This is a genomic window from Kushneria konosiri (assembly GCF_002155145.1).
In the GTDB taxonomy this organism is placed as follows: Bacteria; Pseudomonadota; Gammaproteobacteria; order Pseudomonadales; family Halomonadaceae; genus Kushneria; species Kushneria konosiri.
Window position 1 is genome coordinate 3,482,827 of sequence record NZ_CP021323.1, and the last position, 17,645, is coordinate 3,500,471.

15 protein-coding genes and 1 other RNA gene are annotated in these 17,645 nt (G+C 58.9%); 1 reads left to right on the top strand and 15 read right to left on the bottom strand.

What is annotated here, in order from left to right; all coding sequences use genetic code 11:
* The first annotated feature begins 47 nt into the window (after nucleotides 1-47).
* The gene (locus tag B9G99_RS16145) at nucleotides 48-512 is read left to right on the top strand and encodes a DUF721 domain-containing protein (protein ID WP_086623095.1); all 465 of its coding nucleotides are present in this window, start codon (nucleotides 48-50) and stop codon (nucleotides 510-512) included.
* A 108-nt stretch (nucleotides 513-620) separates the two neighbouring features.
* Here B9G99_RS16145 and lpxC read toward each other — a convergent pair whose 3' ends face one another.
* The 15 genes from lpxC to rnpB all read right to left on the bottom strand — a co-directional run bounded on the left by lpxC (nucleotide 621) and on the right by rnpB (nucleotide 17,598).
* Nucleotides 621-1,532 carry a UDP-3-O-acyl-N-acetylglucosamine deacetylase gene (gene lpxC / locus B9G99_RS16150; RefSeq protein ID WP_086623096.1) on the bottom strand — a complete coding sequence of 304 codons (912 nt, stop codon included), beginning with the start codon at nucleotides 1,530-1,532 and terminating at the stop codon, nucleotides 621-623.
* 142 nt (nucleotides 1,533-1,674) lie between these two features.
* A complete protein-coding gene (ftsZ, locus tag B9G99_RS16155; protein ID WP_086623097.1) occupies nucleotides 1,675-2,865 on the bottom strand; it encodes a cell division protein FtsZ in 1,191 nt (396 codons plus the stop codon).
* Between the two features lie 33 nt (nucleotides 2,866-2,898).
* Nucleotides 2,899-4,182: a cell division protein FtsA gene (gene ftsA / locus B9G99_RS16160; RefSeq protein ID WP_086623098.1), complete on the bottom strand. Its 1,284-nt coding sequence runs from the start codon at nucleotides 4,180-4,182 to the stop codon at nucleotides 2,899-2,901.
* 197 nt (nucleotides 4,183-4,379) lie between these two features.
* Nucleotides 4,380-5,105 (bottom strand): cell division protein FtsQ/DivIB, encoded by a 726-nt coding sequence (locus B9G99_RS16165; RefSeq protein WP_086623099.1) that lies wholly within the window; start codon nucleotides 5,103-5,105, stop codon nucleotides 4,380-4,382.
* 43 nt (nucleotides 5,106-5,148) lie between these two features.
* Entirely contained in the window at nucleotides 5,149-6,588 is a 1,440-nt protein-coding gene (murC, locus tag B9G99_RS16170) for a UDP-N-acetylmuramate--L-alanine ligase (RefSeq protein WP_086623532.1), read from the bottom strand.
* Between the two features lie 4 nt (nucleotides 6,589-6,592).
* Nucleotides 6,593-7,681 (bottom strand): undecaprenyldiphospho-muramoylpentapeptide beta-N-acetylglucosaminyltransferase, encoded by a 1,089-nt coding sequence (gene murG, locus B9G99_RS16175; protein WP_086623100.1) that lies wholly within the window; start codon nucleotides 7,679-7,681, stop codon nucleotides 6,593-6,595.
* Nucleotides 7,678-8,856 (bottom strand): putative lipid II flippase FtsW, encoded by a 1,179-nt coding sequence (gene ftsW, locus B9G99_RS16180; RefSeq protein ID WP_086623101.1) that lies wholly within the window; start codon nucleotides 8,854-8,856, stop codon nucleotides 7,678-7,680. The genes murG and ftsW overlap by 4 nt, the downstream gene beginning before the upstream one ends.
* On the bottom strand, nucleotides 8,853-10,220 hold the full coding sequence (gene murD, locus B9G99_RS16185) for a UDP-N-acetylmuramoyl-L-alanine--D-glutamate ligase (RefSeq protein ID WP_086623102.1): 1,368 nt from the start codon (nucleotides 10,218-10,220) through the stop codon (nucleotides 8,853-8,855). The genes ftsW and murD overlap by 4 nt, the downstream gene beginning before the upstream one ends.
* A gap of 15 nt (nucleotides 10,221-10,235) precedes the next feature.
* Nucleotides 10,236-11,318 carry a phospho-N-acetylmuramoyl-pentapeptide-transferase gene (mraY, locus tag B9G99_RS16190; protein ID WP_086623103.1) on the bottom strand — a complete coding sequence of 361 codons (1,083 nt, stop codon included), beginning with the start codon at nucleotides 11,316-11,318 and terminating at the stop codon, nucleotides 10,236-10,238.
* On the bottom strand, nucleotides 11,318-12,703 hold the full coding sequence (locus B9G99_RS16195) for a UDP-N-acetylmuramoyl-tripeptide--D-alanyl-D-alanine ligase (protein ID WP_086623104.1): 1,386 nt from the start codon (nucleotides 12,701-12,703) through the stop codon (nucleotides 11,318-11,320). Before B9G99_RS16195 ends, mraY begins: the two co-directional genes overlap by 1 nt.
* Nucleotides 12,696-14,168, bottom strand: coding sequence for a UDP-N-acetylmuramoyl-L-alanyl-D-glutamate--2,6-diaminopimelate ligase (locus tag B9G99_RS16200; RefSeq protein ID WP_335617618.1), 1,473 nt, complete (start codon nucleotides 14,166-14,168; stop codon nucleotides 12,696-12,698). The genes B9G99_RS16195 and B9G99_RS16200 overlap by 8 nt, the downstream gene beginning before the upstream one ends.
* A complete protein-coding gene (locus B9G99_RS16205) occupies nucleotides 14,161-15,906 on the bottom strand; it encodes a peptidoglycan D,D-transpeptidase FtsI family protein (RefSeq protein ID WP_086623106.1) in 1,746 nt (581 codons plus the stop codon). Before B9G99_RS16205 ends, B9G99_RS16200 begins: the two co-directional genes overlap by 8 nt.
* A complete protein-coding gene (gene ftsL, locus B9G99_RS16210; RefSeq protein ID WP_086623107.1) occupies nucleotides 15,903-16,235 on the bottom strand; it encodes a cell division protein FtsL in 333 nt (110 codons plus the stop codon). The genes B9G99_RS16205 and ftsL overlap by 4 nt, the downstream gene beginning before the upstream one ends.
* A gap of 5 nt (nucleotides 16,236-16,240) precedes the next feature.
* Nucleotides 16,241-17,200 carry a 16S rRNA (cytosine(1402)-N(4))-methyltransferase RsmH gene (rsmH, locus tag B9G99_RS16215; RefSeq protein WP_086623108.1) on the bottom strand — a complete coding sequence of 320 codons (960 nt, stop codon included), beginning with the start codon at nucleotides 17,198-17,200 and terminating at the stop codon, nucleotides 16,241-16,243.
* 32 nt (nucleotides 17,201-17,232) lie between these two features.
* Nucleotides 17,233-17,598: RNase P RNA component class A (rnpB, locus tag B9G99_RS16220), an RNA gene on the bottom strand.
* Nucleotides 17,599-17,645 lie beyond the last annotated feature (47 nt).

Consider the following 17,645-nt stretch of genomic DNA (forward strand, 5'->3'; position numbering starts at 1 on the left):
CAGCCGTGATAAATTGGCGCCATCCTTATTGATCGCGCGGCAGGGCCATGAGTATAAAGGGTAAAGGAGTACGCGCCCAGCCCGTGGGGCAATTGTTACGTACCCGCGGCTCTCTGGCACCGCTGATCCAGACGGCAGGTGTCCTTCTCGAGGCTCAGGAACATCTTCTGGACAAGCTGCCTGACGAGTTGAGGGATCATGTTCGCGTTGGCGGCTATCATGACGGCCATCTCACCCTGATGACGGATCGCGCCGTCTGGCTGACCTGGCTGCGCTTTGAGCGCCAGCGACTGCTGACTCTTTTGCGACAGCTTCCCGCCTTTGAGGAGCTCAAGGGCCTGACCTTCAAGGTACGCCCTATCCGACCCACCTATACCCCGGACGCGCGAACCCGGGAACTCCCGAAAGCCGCGGCCGACCAGCTTCGTGAATGCGCACGCGACACCACCAGTTCTCGCCTTAAAAAATCGCTTGAACGCCTGGCGTCGCATAACGGTCATGATCGCGAATAACCACGCGCCTCTGCTCAGGCCTTTTATCAAAAGGCTTTAACGAAAAAGGCACCGATCATTGATCGGTGCCTTTCACTGTTAGGGTTTCTGCCAGTGTAACCTGTTGGATTACATGGCCATCGCCGGTTCGGAATAGGAAATCGGCGAGGTTTCACGATCCTCGAACGTCACGATTTCATAAGCCTCTTGGTGCTGAAGCAGCGCGCGTACCAGCTGATTGTTAAGGCCATGGCCGGATTTATAACCGCGGAACTCTCCGATCAGGCTGTAGCCGAGCTGATAAAGATCACCGATGGCATCAAGAACCTTGTGACGGACAAATTCGTCTTCATAACGAAGACCATCTTCATTCAGAATACGGTATTCATCGACAACGATGGCATTGTCCAGGCTGCCACCCAGCGCCAGATTCTGGGAACGCAGAAATTCGATATCACGCATGAAACCAAAGGTACGGGCGCGGCTGACTTCCTTCACGAACGAGGTCGTTGAGAAATCAACACTGGTGGTCTGCTTCTGGCTAGCAAAGACAGGATGGTCAAAGTCGATGGCAAAGCTGACCTTGAAACCGTCATGCGGCAGGAAGGTCGCGTATTTATCGCCGTCCTTGACCGTCACTTCCTGCTTGATACGAATAAATTTCTTGGCCGCTTCCTGCTCGGCGATACCTGCCGACTGAATCAGGAAAACAAATGGACCGGCGCTGCCGTCCATGATGGGCACTTCAGGCTCGCTGAGATCAACAAAGGCATTGTCGATACCCAGACCCGCGAAGGCTGACATGAGGTGCTCGACCGTGGAGACACGTACGCCATCGATGGCGACAGCCGTACACATGGTCGTGAAATGGACATTTTCCGGATGTGCCGGAATGCGAACAATCGGGTCCAGATCGGTACGTACAAACACGATCCCGGTATTGGCCGGTGCCGGGCGCAGCGTCAGGTAAACCTTTTTACCTGAGTGCAGGCCAACGCCTGTCGCGCGGATGGTGTTCTGTAGTGTTCTTTGACGGATCATAGTCTGGGCTACCAGGCAGGAAACATTCAAACAGTTGTTTATATGGTAACAGTTCCCTTGGGGTTCGACAACGAACAGTGTTCGATTAGTCGCTTTTTATATTGTTATAAAGATCGGCGGCCCCTGAGGGCCGCCGATCAAATCAATCCGCCTGGCGGCGCAGGAAGGCCGGGATATCCAGATAGTCGTCCATTTCCTGAGACTTCTGGCGCCGCTCACGAGATTCGCGAGACGCCTTTTGCTGCTCCTTTTCCTTCTCCTTTTCGCGCGATGCGGCCTGCTGGCGAGAGACAGCCGGCTGACGGGCCATTCGACGGTAGTCTGCCTGATCGCTGCGAGAGGTCTGCGTCTGGCGCGGTGCCGCTTTCTCGACACGCCCGTCAAGCCCTGCCGCCACAACGGTCACGCGCAGGTCATCGGTCATTTCCATGTCAATGGCAGTGCCCACCACGATGGTGGCATCCTGGGAGGCAAACTCCTGCACTGTAGCACCGACGTCATTGAACTCGCCGATGGAAAGATCCGGACCGGCAGTGATGTTGACCAGAATACCGCGCGCGCCATTGAGATCGATATCTTCCAGCAGCGGGCTGCGGATGGCCTTCTCGGCCGCTTCACGAGCGCGGTTCTCACCCATGGCCGTACCGGTACCCATCATGGCCATGCCCATTTCGGACATCACCGTGCGTACGTCAGCAAAGTCGACGTTGATGATACCCGGGCTTGTGATCAGCTCTGCGATACCCTGAACGGCGCCAAGCAGCACGTCGTTGGCAGCACTGAAAGCCGTCAGCAGACTGGCATTCTTGCCCAGTACCGTCAGCAGCTTTTCGTTGGGAATGGTGATCAGGGAGTCGACATGCTCGGAGAGTTCCTTCATGCCCTCTTCGGCAGCACGCTGGCGCTTGGGCCCCTCAAACGGGAACGGACGCGTGACGACTGCCACGGTCAGAATACCCAGCTCCTTGGCCACCTGAGCCACGACAGGTGCGCCACCCGTGCCGGTACCGCCTCCCATACCGGCAGTAATGAACACCATGTCGGCGCCCTGCAAAAGCTCGGCAATACGCTCGCGGTCTTCCATGGCGGCCTGACGACCGACCTCCGGGTTTGCCCCGGCACCCAATCCCTTGGTAATTTCACTGCCCAGCTGCAAAACGGTCTTGGCAGCAACCCTCTTGAGCGCCTGCGCATCGGTGTTCGCGCAGATAAATTCAACGCCTTCGATGTTGCTCTCGACCATGTGGTTGACAGCATTGCCGCCGCCACCACCTACGCCGATTACCTTGATTACCGCGCTGCTGGATGGCGCATTGTCTACAAGCTCAAACATAACCCCGTCTCCTGGACCGCCAAGGCAGTCCTGTCAGAAATTTCCTTTTAACCAGCCCTTGATCCGCGTAATGGTTGAGGAGAGCCGCTCGTTGTCCTGGCGCTCGGACTGGTAACGTCTTTGCTGCTCATCCCGGCGGGGTTGGGCCGTAGAACGCGAGTAGCGCGAATATTTCATGCCGTAGAGTAACAAACCAACCCCGGTTGAATAAATCGGATTGCGCACGACATCCGCCAGCCCTCTTACGTTCTGCGGACAGGCAATGCGGACCGGCATGTGGAATATTTCTTCCGCCAGCTCCGCAACCCCTTCCATTCTTGAGGTACCACCTGTCAATACGATACCGGCAGCCACCAGGTCTTCATACCCACTGCGCCGAAGCTCTTCCCGCACCAGGGTAAAAAGCTCTTCATAGCGAGGCTCGACCACCTCGGCCAGATGTTGCCTGGAAAGGTCTCGCGCCGGGCGGTCTCCCACACTGGGCACCTTGATCATTTCATCACTGGAAGCCAGCTGTGTCAGCGCACAGGCGTATTTGACCTTGATATCCTCGGCATACTGGGTCGGTGTTCGCAATGCCATGGCAATATCATTGGTGACCTGATCACCGGCAATGGGAATGACTGCCGTATGCCGAATGGCACCTTCAGTGAAAACGGCGATGTCGGTCGTGCCACCACCGATATCCACCATGCAAACACCCAGTTCGCGCTCGTCTTCGGTCAGCACGGCGTAGCTTGAAGCCAGCTGCTCGAGGATGATGTCATCCACTTCCAGACCGCATCGACGAACACATTTTTCAATATTCTGAACGGCATTAAGTGCCGCGGTGACCAGGTGCACTCTCGCTTCAAGACGCACCCCCGACATGCCCAGTGGCTCACGAATGCCTTCCTGGGTATCGATGGCATATTCCTGCGGCAGCACATGCAGAATTCGCTGACCTTCGGAAATGGCACGAGCCCGAGCAGAATCGATGACGCGATCGATGTCAGAGGGTGCCACCTCGCGCTCCTTGATGGCCACAACACCATCGGAATTCATCGAGCTGATATGGCTGCCGGCGATCCCGACATAGACAGAATGTATATCACACCCGGCCATGAGCTCGGCTTCTTCAACGGCGCGCTGAATCGACTGCACCGTAGATTCGATATTGATGACCACCCCTTTTTTCATGCCATGTGAGGGGTGAGAACCGATGCCGGCAATCTCGATGCCGCCGTCATCAGTGGGTTGTCCAACAATGGCCACAACCTTGGATGTTCCGATATCCAGCCCGACTACCATATTGGAAGCGTTGGTTTCTCCTGCCATAGGTCGGGCCTACTCCCTGATCAACCTGTTAATACGCACAATTATCTCAAACGTGTTCAATTAAAAAAGTAACTGGCGTAATTACGCATTAATAATACTGAAAAGACTTCCCGAGAATACGGTGATTTTAAAGCGAAAGAAATACCCATTCAGCTTCATGCCCCGTGTTTTTACGCAACTTAACGAGAACGTCTCATTTATCCATCGGAATTATCATTTCCCGGGTCATTTTCGCCATGCCACGCCACCGATACACCGTTGGGATAACGCAAATCAATATAACGGATATCGTCACGGCCTTCAGAAAGACCACGCTGCCATGCCGTCATAAAACGCTCAAGTCGCATATCCAGATCCGTTCGCCCAAGCATGATCCAGAAAGCATTATCAAGCTGTACACGCCAGGCGCCACGAGGCTCGAGTCGAAGTTGCGTGATGGTCAGATTCAAGCGCGCAAACTGCTGTTTCAGAGCATTATAATAGGCAAGCACCTCAGGGCCACTTCCCTGTGGGCCAGCCAGCCAGGGCCTGGTCCCAACACTGCTGATGGGACCGGCGGCAAAGGGCTCGCCCTGAGCGTTGAGCAATGAACCGTCATTCCACCAGGCCACGGGACGCTGCTCGTAGAGTTCGAACGTCAGTGCATTCGGCCATCGTCTTGAAAGTCGGACATCCTTGAGCCAGGGCACCTCCAGGGCTTCCTGACGTAACTGACCAATATTCACCGACAGCCAGCTCTCACCGGCAATCAACGGTGAAAGCTGATCCTGCAGATAGGCAGCATTGACGTATTCCAGATCTCCTCTGATCGAGACACGCTCGATCGGCTTGTCCAGCCATATCCAGAGCGTGCGCCCGCCTGCCACCATCAGTGCGACGATGAGAATCAGCCCCAGCAGGCGATTGGAGGTTGCCGTTGTCATTGCACGCCCTGTATCGCAAAACAGGTTTTAAACACTTTGATCATTACAGGGCAACGCCGGCGAGTCTGAGTTCACAACGGGCCAGCGAAAGGCTGATCCCGCCGATATCACCGGCACCCTGAGTGATCAGAATGTCATTGTCATCAAGGACGTTGCTCAGGATGTCTGCAAGCGCTTCGCGACTTTCGACAAAAAGCGGCGAAGTCTGACCACGCTGACGGATGGATCCTGCCAGCGCACGCGAATCAGCGCCGGTAATGGGCGCCTCGCCTGCGCTGTAGACATCCAGCAGTAGAAGCTGATCCACCCCTGAAAGCACACGAACGAAATCTTCATAAAGATCGTGGGTTCGGGAATAGCGATGCGGCTGATAGATCATGACCAGTCGTCGATCCGGCCAGCCCTCACGAACTGCCTGAATCACCATTTCCACTTCTCGGGGATGGTGGCCATAGTCGTCCACCAGCATCACCGGCAGGCTGTCTCCAGTACTGGCAGGCAGCTGATAATGCCCCTGGACCTGAAAGCGACGCCCAACGCCTGCAAACCCTGCCAGGGCCTGGACGATGGACGCATCGCTGACGCCGGCATCCGTGGCCACCGCAATGGCCGCCATGGCGTTCAATGCATTGTGGCGCCCAGGCATGGCCAGCCGGACACTGATCGCCGCGTGCGGCTCGGGCCGGCAGGCCGTAAACGAGACGGTATCTCCCTGCTGGGAAAAATCGGTAATCCGGTAATCGGCATTTTCGTCAAAGCCGTAGGTGACGAACTGGCGCTGAATTCTGGGCAGCAGCTCGTGCACGACCGGGTCATCAAGACAGACAATGGCCAGCCCGTAAAAGGGCAGATTGTGCAGAAACTCGATGAAGGTATCCTGCAGACGACCAAAATCTCCTTCGTAGGTCGCCATATGATCAGCATCAATGTTGGTCACAATCGCCGTCATCGGCTGAAGATGCAGAAAGGAAGCATCAGATTCATCCGCCTCGGCGACCAGATACTCGCCCTCCCCCAGCTGAGCGTTACTGCCGGCGCTGGTGAGCCGACCGCCAATGACAAAGGTCGGATCAAGCCCCCCTTCAGCTAAAAGCGTTGCCGTCAGACTGGTCGTTGTGGTCTTGCCGTGCGTACCTGCCACGGCAATCCCATGACGAAAGCGCATCAGCTCGGCCAGCATTTCAGCGCGGCGCACGACCGGCACTCGATGCTCCCGTGCCATCACGACCTCGGGATTGGTCGGGTCCACGGCGCTCGACACGACAACAACGTCAGCATCACGAACATTGTCGCCATGATGACCGATGGCTACTCGAATGCCGCACTGGCGTAGGTGTGCCACGACCGCAGACTCGCGCAGATCACTGCCGCTGACGCAAAAGCCCTGATTGGCCAGCACCTCGGCAATGCCACACATCCCGGAGCCGCCAATGCCTACAAAATGAATACAGCGTATACGACGCATACCGCTGCGTGCCTGCATCTGATTACTCAAAACCTGTCTCCATACAGCCCTGGGCCATGATGTCGGTCGCCTCCAGCTGCGCCACGCTTCTGGCACGCCGTCCCATTTCCAGCAGTCGATGAGCCTCCAGCAATTCGCCAAGCGTGTCACTCAACGTCTGTACGCTCATCTTCGCCTGAGGAATCAATTGCGCCGCACCCGCCTCGACCAGATAATTTGCATTGATGGTCTGGTGATCATCCACCGCATGGGGAAACGGTACCAGAAGCGATGCCCTGCCTGCCGCGGCAAGCTCGGTCACCGTCAGCGCCCCACTGCGGCAGACCACCAGGTCGGCCCACTCATAGGCTCGCGCCATATCACCAATAAAATCAGAAACGTTCGCCTCGACTCCAGCCGTCTCGTAGGCCTCGATGGTGGCCGCTTCCTTGTTGCGGCCTGCCTGATGGCGAACCTCGGGCCGAGCGTCGGCGGCCATCAGGGCAAGCGCAGCAGGAACACGCTCGTTGAGCACCTGCGCCCCCAGCGAGCCGCCCACAACCAGCAACCTCAAGGGGCGTGCCGTCAGCGCTTCAATTTCGCGCGGCGCCTCACCGATCGCCGCGATCTCCTGACGGACTGGATTGCCGATCACAACCGGATGACGAGCGTCATCAAAGGCATTGGGAAAGGCGGCATATACGCGGCGAGCCAGGCGAGCCAGCACCTTGTTGGTCATCCCCGGCAGGGCATTCTGCTCGTGAATGATCAGCGGCACCTTCATCAGCCATGCAGCCAGCCCACCGGGGCCGCTGGCAAAGCCCCCCAGCCCGACCACCAGCGATACATCCAGGGACTGGATGATACGCCGCGCCTGACGAATGGCTTTCCACAGTCGCCACGGCGCCTTGAGCCAGCCCAGTGTTCCGTTACCGCGCAGCCCGACAATCGACACGTGATGCAATGGTATACCCGCCTCGGGAACCAGCGTGTTTTCGATGCCCCGCGGTGTACCCAGCCAGTGTATTTCGACCCCTTTTGCCTGCAGGGCACGCGCCAGAGAGAGCGCAGGCACCACATGCCCACCGGTTCCCCCGGCCATGATCAATGCCTTTCTGGGACGTGTACTCATGCCGGTGTCTCCGCGGTGGCACTGCGAGAGCGTTTGCGTGCAGCGCGACGACGTCCCCTGGTTTCACCATCAATGCGCAAAAGCACACCGACCATGGCACCACTGACCATCAGACTCGATCCGCCATAGCTTAAAAGCGGCAGCGTCAGCCCCTTGGTCGGCAAAAGCCCCGCATTGACCGCCACGTTGATGAAGGACTGCGAGGCAAAAATGATACCTATCCCGTAGCAGACATAGGCCGCGAACAGATGACCGCTCTCCTCGGCATTACGCCCGATACGAAAGCAGCGATAGACCAGAATGGCAAACAGAGCGACAGCGCCAACGGCGCCCAGCATGCCCAGCTCTTCTGCCAGCACTGAAAATACAAAATCGGTATGCGCTTCCGGCAGGTAAAAAAGCTTCTGGACGCTGTTGCCCAGACCCAGACCACTCCAGCCACCGCGACCGAAGGCGATCAGTGCCTGAGTGAGCTGATAGCCGGAACCATACTGATTGGCCCAGGGATCAAGAAAGCTGGAAATACGGGCGAGACGATAAGGCTCCGATATCGCCACAAAGGCACCGAGTGTGACCACGCCGCCGGCCAGTAGTATAAAGCGCCAGAGCGATGCCCCTGCCAGCAGCAACACCCCCATGGTGGCCGCCAGCATGACGACTGCAGCGCCATAATCCGGCTCGAGAATCAGCAGAATACACAGGGAAAAGGTCAGCATCAGCGGCGCCATGAAGCCCCACCAGCTGCGGCGCAGCCTTGTCAGATGACGCTCGGTATAGCCGGCGATATAGATGATCAGACAGAACTTGCCGACTTCGGAAGCCTGAAGGTTAATCGGCCCCAGATGAATCCAGCGGCGACTGCCGTTGACCTCGCGCCCCACGATCAGAACGGCAGCCAGCAAAATGGCGGCTACAAGGAGCAGGGTCGGCCCATTGGCCCGCCACCATACGGACGGGATGCGCATGACCATCAGCACAATAGCCATGGAAGCCAGCACAAAAATGCCGTGACGGATACTGTAATACCAGGGATTACCGGTCTGACTGCTGGCCACTTCCGTTGAAGCCGAGGTCACCATGATCCAGCCGATGACCATCAGGGTAATGGCGGAAAGCACCAGCCAGCCATCGATGGCATGGCGCTCGGTAGAAAAACGTTCTGCCAGAGATTTCATGAATGCGGCTGCCACTGTTTAAGCCACGCACAGAAGACCTCTCCGCGCGCTTCGAAGTTATCGAATTGATCAAGGCTGGCACAGGCGGGAGACAACAATACTGTATCGCCCGGCTCCGCCACGCCCATCGCATGTTGCATGGCCTGCTCAAGCGTGTCCACGATGACAACCGTGACCGATGACTCCAGAGCCTGCGCCAATTGCGCTCGGTCGCGCCCATAGACCACGACAGTCCGCGCATAGCGGGCAAGTGGCTCGGCCAGCGGGGTAAAATCGGCACCCTTTCCTACACCACCGGCCAGCAGTATCAGCCGACCGGACAAGGTCATGCCAATACCCTCGATGGCCGCAAGCGTGGCGCCCACATTGGTGCCCTTGGAATCGTTGATCCAGGTGACCCCGTCAATGTCAGCTACCCGCTGCGCCCGATGTGGCAGGCCTGCAAAACCCATCACCGTTTCGATCAGAGGCGCGCGCGGCCAGCCGGCCTCGTGCCCTACGGCCAGCGCCGCCAGGACATTGAGAAGGTTATGCTGGCCCGGCATCATGACATCGCGCGCGGCCATGATGGCCTGCTCACCGTGCATGAGCCAGACATCGTCACCGCCTCGCCCAAGTCCCCAGGCATGATGACGAACGGGAAGGTCACTACCAAAGGACAGCGTGCGTGTCACGCCAGTCGGATCGCATGGCGTGGTGGCAGGATCATCACGATTGATGACGGCTGCACCGGCACCATTGAAAATCTGCTGCTTGGCGCGCCCGTAACCGGTCATGCCGTCATGCCGGTCCAGATGATCACTGCTGAGATTCAGATACACGGCAATATCGGCGCCCAGCTGCGGCGTGGTTTCCAGCTGAAAGGATGAAAGCTCCAGCACGAAACATTCAGCAGACGGCCTTTGCGCCAGAAGGGTCAACGCCGGCGTGCCCAGGTTGCCGCCCACGGCCACGTCGATGCCACAGGCGCGCGCCATCTCCCCCACCAGCGTCGTCACCGTTGATTTGGCATTGGAGCCGGTAATGGCGATCAGCATGGGGCGCCGGGCCCGCTCGCTCAGGGCCTCGATGAAAAGCGCGGTTTCACCGACGATTTCGGGGCCCGAGCGCGGCAGGCCAGGCGTTCGAACATCCACACCCGGACTCAGAATGATTCGTCCGGCCCGCTTAAGGTCAAGCACGCTCAAATCACCACAGTGCACCGCAACATCGGGATACAAGCGCTGAAACTCGGCAAGGCCTGCAGGTTCTGCGCGAGTGTCCGCCATGACAAAGGACTCGCCCCGGCGAGCGAGATGCTCGGCAATGGCAAGCCCCGAGCGGCCAAGCCCGATAACAACGCTGTGATGCGACTCGATCAACATGAGGAAGCCGCCATATCAGCGAATTTTCAGAGTGGCCAGCCCCAGCAGGACGAGCACCACGGTAATGATCCAGAAGCGGATAATGACGCGCGGCTCGGGCCATCCCTTCAATTCAAAATGATGATGAAGCGGCGCCATGCGAAACACTCGCCGGCCGGTCAGCTTGAATGAGGTCACCTGTACAATGACCGAGACAGTCTCCATGACAAAGACCCCACCCATGATGAACAGCACGATCTCCTGTCGAACGGCCACGGCCACCATACCCAGAGCCGCCCCGAGTGCCAGCGCCCCCACATCGCCCATGAACACCTGGGCGGGATAGGTATTGAACCAGAGAAAACCCAGCCCTGCGCCAATGATGGTGCCACAGAAAACGGCCATCTCACCGGCACCGGGTACCGAGGGGATATGCAGATATTCAGCAAACATGGCGTTGCCGCTGGCATAGGCAAAAACGCCCAGCCCCATGGCAACCAGCACGGTCGGCATGATGGCCAGCCCGTCCAGACCGTCCGTCAGATTAACCGCATTGGAGCTGCCTACGATGACCAGATAGGTCAGCAGGATGAAAAAGGGCCCCAGCTGAATCACGACACTTTTGAAAAACGGCACGATCAGACTGGTTTCAACCGGAGAGGCCGACGTGACATAAAGCGCCACGGCCACGGTCAAACCGATCACCGACTGCCACAGATACTTCCATTTGGCCGGCAGACCACGCGGGTTCTTTTCGACCACCTTGCGATAGTCATCAACCCAGCCGATCGCCCCGAAACCCAGAGTGACCAGCAGCACCAGCCAGACGTAATGATTACCCAGATCGGCCCATAGAAGCGTGGAGATCGCAATCGACAGCAGAATCATCACGCCGCCCATGGTGGGTGTGCCCGCCTTGGACAGATGTGACTGCGGACCATCATCACGAATCGCCTGGCCGATCTGACCGGCGACAAGCCGGCGAATGACCCAGGGACCAATCATCAATGACAGTAAAAGTGCGGTCAGCGTGGCCAGAATCATTCGCAGGGTCAGATAACCAAAAACACTGAAACTGGTTTGGAAGGAAGAGAGCAGTTCGGCAAGAAAAAGCAACATTATGAATAATCACCTGAAGATTCTGATCGAAGCGCATTGACCAGACGGTCCATCCCGGCGCTGAGAGATCCCTTGATCAGCACACTGGCGTTAGTAGGCAAAGAATGTTGAGCAAACTCGATCAGTGATGCCCAATCGTCAAAATGGCGCCCATGCTCTCCAAAGGCAGTAGACGTCGCTCGGGCAGGTTCGCCGATCGTGATCATTCGATCAATATCCAGGGTGCGAGCATACTGCCCCAGCGCCTCGTGCGCCTGGTCGCTGTAACGTCCCAGCTCGCCCATGGCGCCAAGAAAGCACCAGCGTGGCCCGGGCCTTTGCACGAGCGTGTCCAGCGACGCCCGCATGGCCCCCGGGTTGGCGTTGTAGCTGTCATCAATCAGCGTGGCACCGCGAATACCTTCAATCATCACCATTCGCCGGGCCACACCTTCGGCCTCGTTCAGGCCCGCCAGTATGTGTACCGGCTCACAGCCCATGGCATGCGCCACGGCAGCAGCACCTAAAGCATTCATGACGTTGTGACGACCCATGAGCGGCAGTACAACCCGACCCACTTCGTCACCATCGATTGTGAGCGTAAACCGATAAAAGCCCTCTTCGCTCATCAAATCAATGGCCTGAACGCGGGCGCCAACGTCAATACCGAAATCCAGAATGTCATGTCCGGAGGCAAGCGCTGCCCAGACGCCGTAAAAGCGATCGTTACGATTGAGCACCGCGATGCCATCAGGCGAAAGCCCCGACAGTATCTCGGCCTTGGCCTGCGCAATATGGCCGGCACTGCCGAACTCGCCGATGTGAGCATCGGTGACGTTGTTGATCAGCACCACGTCCGGACACGCCAGCGCCGTTGTCCAGGCAATTTCACCCGTATGGTTGGCACCGGCTTCAATCACCGCCTGGTGACAATGCCCGTCAAGCTGCAAAAGCGTCAGCGGCACCCCGATATCATTGTTGAGATTGCCCCGGGTGGCATGTGTCAGCGCGCGGCGTGACAGGATGGCCTCGCAAAGGGCACGTACGGTGGTCTTGCCACTGTTGCCGGTAATGGCGGCCAGCCGACCCTGCCACTGAAGGCGATGATGGCGCGCCAGTAGCCCAAGCGCCAGACGTGTATCCGCCACTACCAGCTGTGCGATGTCGGTCTCGAACGGCGTATCAACGATGGCAGCAATGGCGCCGCGATCGCGCGCCATTTCCAGAAAGTCATGACCATCGAAACGATCGCCACGAAGCGCCAGAAACACGTCTCCCGCCTGCAGACTGCGGGTATCGGTCACGATGCGACAGGCGGTGGCACGCCTGAAACGATCCTGCGCATCGATGATGGCATCGTCCTTCAGACGCAGGGCTTCAATGATGTCTGTCGGCGTATTACTCATGCCAGTGAGCCTCCAGTGCCAGAGAGGCCACATCCATATCGCTGAACGGATGACGCACGCCCTGAATGTCCTGGTAGTCCTCGTGCCCCTTGCCAGCCAGCAGGATCACATCTTCTGGTCCGGCGTTTTCAACGACATTGGCAATGGCACGTGCTCGTCCGGCAATCTCGCGAACGTGCGCCCCATCAGGCATCTCGGCCATGATCATCCGACGAATCTCTTCAGGCGCCTCGCTGCGGGGATTGTCATCGGTGACCACCACCTCGTCGGCGAGCAGTGCTGCGACACCACCCATCAGAGGGCGTTTGCCGGTATCGCGATCTCCACCACAGCCCAGCACGCACCAGAGCCTGCCCGGCACATGCTCACGCAGGGCCAGCAGTGCATTGCGAAGCGCATCGGGCGTATGAGCATAATCCACCACCACCGCAGGCGCCCCGGGGCGTGCCAGCAGCTGCATCCGCCCGGGTACCGGCGTCAGCTGTTCTGCCGCCTTCATCAGCGCCTCCAGCGGACTGCCAAGTCCGTACAGGGTCGCGATGGCAAGCAGCACATTGTCCAGATTGAAGCGTCCCATCAGCGAAAGCCGCAGGGTTCGCTCCCCTTCCGGTGTCATGACGCCTGCCTCAAGGCCGAGACGCTGCGCCTGCCAGCGGAGTACCTGAAAGTCATGGTCCTTCTGACTGCCGACTCGCAACACTCTGGCCTTTTTGGGCACGCCTGCCAGCATCAGGCGCGCCAGAGTGTCGTCTGCGTTGACCACGGCAAGCTCAAGCTCGGAACGCTGAAAAAGACGTGCCTTCGCAGCGGCATAGGCGGCCATGCTCGGGTGATAGTCCAGATGATCACGACTCAGATTGGTAAAGACCGCTGCGCGGATATGGCAACCGCTCAGACGATGTTGATCAAGCGCGTGAGAGGAGGCTTCCAGTGCCACGCGCTCGGCGCCGTCGACCGCCAGTTCGCGCAGACGCTCCTGCAGTGAGAGGGCATCCGGTGTCGTCAGCCCGGCGTGCTCAAGCCTGCCGGGACGACCGCTGCCCAGCGTGCCAATCAGACCGGCAGGCGTTGCCATCGCCTCGCTGAGCGCAGCGATGTAGTGCGTTACGGAGCTCTTGCCGTTGGTACCGGTCACCGCAATCTGCTCAAGCGAATCCGGCACTCCCATGACCAGCGATGCCAGCTTTCCCAGCCGCTCGGGCAGGTCATCCAGCACCAGCAGATCATCGGCCCTTTCCTGCCAGGGCGAAGCCACCAGAATCATCGCAGCGCCCCGATCACGAGCCTGGTCAATGTACTGACGACCGTCGACACGAGTGCCGGGCAGCGCCACAAAAACATCACCGGGCTGGAGATGGCGTGAGTCCAGCACCAGACGCGCCTCTTCAGGCAGCGACAGGGTATCGATATCGGGCCAGAGTCGTGCAATGGCCTCGGCCAGCGTGCAGGTCGGCAAATCAGGCACCAGGCGTCTCCTTGCTCTGATCATCGGGGGGGACATCCAGAAGGCGCAGCGCATTGCCGGCCACTCGGGAGAAGATGGGCGCCGCCACCAGGCCACCGTAGTACTCTTTACCCTTGGGGTTATCGATCGAAATCACGGTCACGATGCGAGGCTTGCTGGCCGGTGCAATACCGACAAAGTTGGAGCGATAGGCCTCTTTCTGATAGCCGGTATTGCCGATTTTTCTCACGGTACCGGTCTTGCCGGCCACCCGATAACCCTCAAGCGCTGCCCGTGTACCACCACCACCGGGCTCTACGACCGTCTCCATCATCTGAATCAGCTCATGGGCCGTTTTGGAGGACATGACCTGATGCCCTTCAGGCGGCTTGTTCAGCTTGAGCAGCGAAGGCGGCAACTGTTTACCATCATTGGTAATCGCCGTATAAGCACTCGCCAGCTGTACGGCATTGACTGATAGCCCATACCCGTAAGAGAGCGTGGCACGCTTGGCCTTGGACCAGCTGAACGGCGAGGGCAGACTGCCGGTGGCTTCCCCGGGGAAGCCAAGCCCGGTGGGGTGCCCCAGCTTCATCGAGTCATAGACGTTCCAGATGGCATCATCCGGGAGGGCCAGAGCCATATGGGTCATGCCGATATTGGAGGAGTGGGTAATGACACCGGTCATGTCCAGCTTGCCGAAATTGCGGGTGTCCTTGATGGTATAGCCATCCACCATCATCCAGCCGGGAGTGGTATCCATGGGGGTATGCGGCGTGAACTTGCCCGATTCGAGCCCCGCGCTCATGGCCAGCGGTTTCATGACCGACCCCGGCTCGAACGCATCGGTCAGTGACCGATTGCGCAGCCCCGCCGGATCTACACTGGTGCGATTATTGGGGTTATAGGACGGCAGGCTGACCATGGCCAGCACCTCACCGGTATGCGCGTCCATCATGACAAGAGTGCCGCTGTCCGCGTTGTGCTCGTTGACCGCCGCCTTCAGCTCACGATAGGCCAGATACTGCAGGCGCAGATTGATCGACAGGGTCACATCGCCGCCCGGATGGGCCTCTCGAATCATGTGCAGATCACGCACCAGCTGGCCCTTGCGGTCCTGCAGCACACGACGCTGCCCCGGAATACCTGACAGATAGCGGTCAAAGGCCAGTTCCAGCCCTTCCTGACCGTGATCGTCAATGTTGGTCATGCCCACCAGCTGCGAAGTCACCTCACCGGCCGGATAGTAGCGCTTGTATTCATGACGACCGTGCACGCCGGGGATATCAAGTGCCAGTACGCGGCTGGCAGGCTCGGGCGTGACCCGGCGCTTGAGATACATGAACTCCTTGTCGCGGTAGTTTTTTACCCGCGCCATGAAATCTGCAGGTCGCTCATCCAGTGCTTTAGCCAGCCGTGTCAGCTGTACCGGGTCCTCGGGAAGATCCCCTGGATTGGCCCACAGGGTCACCACCGGGGTAGATACAGCCAGTGGTTCACCATCGCGGTCGGTAATCATGCCACGGTGGGCATCGATGCTCTGCACCCGAATGGTTCGGGAGTCACCCTGCCCCTGCAGGAATTGATGATCAAAGACCTGCAGATAGACAATACGACCGACCAGCACCGCCATGGCCATGAAGATGATGGCCAGTACGAATCGGTAACGCCAGATCGGCATGGCAGTCACATGACTGGCAGCCGTATTCCCGCCATACATGCGTGCATTACGCCCGACACGGCGATTTTGTTCACTCATGGCCGCATGACCCTGGTGTGGTGGACATCCGGCACATGCATCTCAAGACGATCACGCGCCAGATTTTCGATACGTGAAGGGGTCGACCAGGTGCTTTCTTCCAGCAGCAAGCGACTCCACACCGTTTGAAGCTGATCATGCCGATGCTCCATGGTCTGCAGTCGCGCGTATTGAGAGCGCGTGTGATAGGCCGTACTGATGACCCCCAGCGCTGAAAAAATGACCAGTAGCAGCATGACCAGAATGACGCCATGCATGAAGGTCAGGCGGAGCCGAAAGGGCCACTGCCATTGGCTGCGCGAAGACGATCCGGACGTGCGTTCGACCATGATGGCTAGCCCTCCTGCCCCAGCTTGCGAGCCACACGCATGACAGCGCTACGGGCACGGACGTTGAGTCCGGTTTCCTGTTCGTCCGGACGAATGGCCTTGCCAACGGGTGCCATGTCGCGGCGAATCTGATCCTCGCGCAGCGGCATGTGCCGCGGCAGATGCTGGTCCCCCCGGGACTTGTCGCGAATAAAGCGCTTGACCAGGCGATCCTCCAGCGAGTGAAAGCTGATCACCACCAGGCGGCCATCGGGCGCCAGAGCCTCAAGCGCTGCCTCCAGGGCACGCTCGAGCTGACCCAGCTCGTCATTGAGATGAATACGAATGGCCTGAAAGGCGCGCGTGGCAGGGTGACGCCCCTTCTCCCACGCCGGATGCGCCGTTTTCAAGAGCTCGGCAAGTTCAACGGTGCGGGTAATGGGGGCTTCCTTGCGCTGCGTCACGACCGCTCGCGCCAGACGTTTGGCAAAGCGCTCCTCACCCAGACGCTTGAAGATGTCCGCCATCTCGCGCTCGGAGGTTTCGGCAATCCACTGAGCCGCACTGATACCCGACTCAGGATCCATGCGCATGTCGAGCGGACCGTCGCGCATGAAGCTGAAGCCACGACCGGCATCATCGAGCTGAGGAGAAGACACGCCCACATCCAGCAAAATGCCGGAAAGCCTGCCGTGTACGCCTTGCTGGCGTGCGACATCGCCCAGATCGGCGAATGTGGCGCGTGCAATATGAAACCGTGAGTCCTCGATGTCTGCCGCAGCGGCCAGCGCATCAGGATCACGGTCGATGGCGACCAGGCGCCCCTGATCACTCAGGCGGTCAAGGATGGCGCGGGAATGCCCGCCACGCCCGAATGTACCGTCCAGATAGAGGCCGTCGGGCCGCTGAACGAGGGCATCGACGGCACCCTCAAGCAGGACGCTTTCATGCTTGTGGTCTTGCCGGATACCTGGGGTCTGATTCATGAGAACTCAAGGGATGTTTCAAGGGGAAAACAGGTGGGAGTCGGCCTGTAAGCCGGGTTCTGTCGAGAACAGTCATTCCTCTAGGGCGTTCGTCACCGAACGCCTCAAGCAACCTACCCGAACCCGACGCGGGCCACGCCAATGGGTTCCTATTCGGTCTTGCTCCGGATGGGGTTTACCATGCCACGACCTGTTACCAGGCGTGCGGTGCGCTCTTACCGCACCCTTTCACCCTTGCCGTCGGTGCCGAGAGAATCGGCACCGCTTGGGCGGTCTACTCTCTGCTGCACTTTCCGTCGGCTCGCGCCGCCCAGGCGTTACCTGGCATCCTGCCCTGTGGAGCCCGGACTTTCCTCCCCCGAACCCGAAGGTTCAGCGGCGACTGTCCGGCCGACTCCCAAGCGCGCAAGAATATCAGTGCCGACCCCCGTCTCCAAGCGCGTTA

Excerpts from the sequence above, each read along its gene's own strand:
- B9G99_RS16145 (WP_086623095.1), top strand. The coding sequence starts at position 48 with ATGAGTATAAAGGGTAAAGGAGTACGCGCCCAGCCCGTGGGGCAATTG.
- lpxC (WP_086623096.1), bottom strand. The coding sequence starts at position 1,532 with ATGATCCGTCAAAGAACACTACAGAACACCATCCGCGCGACAGGCGTT.
- ftsZ (WP_086623097.1), bottom strand. The coding sequence starts at position 2,865 with ATGTTTGAGCTTGTAGACAATGCGCCATCCAGCAGCGCGGTAATCAAG.
- ftsA (WP_086623098.1), bottom strand. The coding sequence starts at position 4,182 with ATGGCAGGAGAAACCAACGCTTCCAATATGGTAGTCGGGCTGGATATC.
- B9G99_RS16165 (WP_086623099.1), bottom strand. The coding sequence starts at position 5,105 with ATGACAACGGCAACCTCCAATCGCCTGCTGGGGCTGATTCTCATCGTC.
- murC (WP_086623532.1), bottom strand. The coding sequence starts at position 6,588 with ATGCAGGCACGCAGCGGTATGCGTCGTATACGCTGTATTCATTTTGTA.
- murG (WP_086623100.1), bottom strand. The coding sequence starts at position 7,681 with ATGAGTACACGTCCCAGAAAGGCATTGATCATGGCCGGGGGAACCGGT.
- ftsW (WP_086623101.1), bottom strand. The coding sequence starts at position 8,856 with ATGAAATCTCTGGCAGAACGTTTTTCTACCGAGCGCCATGCCATCGAT.
- murD (WP_086623102.1), bottom strand. The coding sequence starts at position 10,220 with ATGTTGATCGAGTCGCATCACAGCGTTGTTATCGGGCTTGGCCGCTCG.
- mraY (WP_086623103.1), bottom strand. The coding sequence starts at position 11,318 with ATGTTGCTTTTTCTTGCCGAACTGCTCTCTTCCTTCCAAACCAGTTTC.
- B9G99_RS16195 (WP_086623104.1), bottom strand. The coding sequence starts at position 12,703 with ATGAGTAATACGCCGACAGACATCATTGAAGCCCTGCGTCTGAAGGAC.
- B9G99_RS16205 (WP_086623106.1), bottom strand. The coding sequence starts at position 15,906 with ATGAGTGAACAAAATCGCCGTGTCGGGCGTAATGCACGCATGTATGGC.
- ftsL (WP_086623107.1), bottom strand. The coding sequence starts at position 16,235 with ATGGTCGAACGCACGTCCGGATCGTCTTCGCGCAGCCAATGGCAGTGG.
- rsmH (WP_086623108.1), bottom strand. The coding sequence starts at position 17,200 with ATGAATCAGACCCCAGGTATCCGGCAAGACCACAAGCATGAAAGCGTC.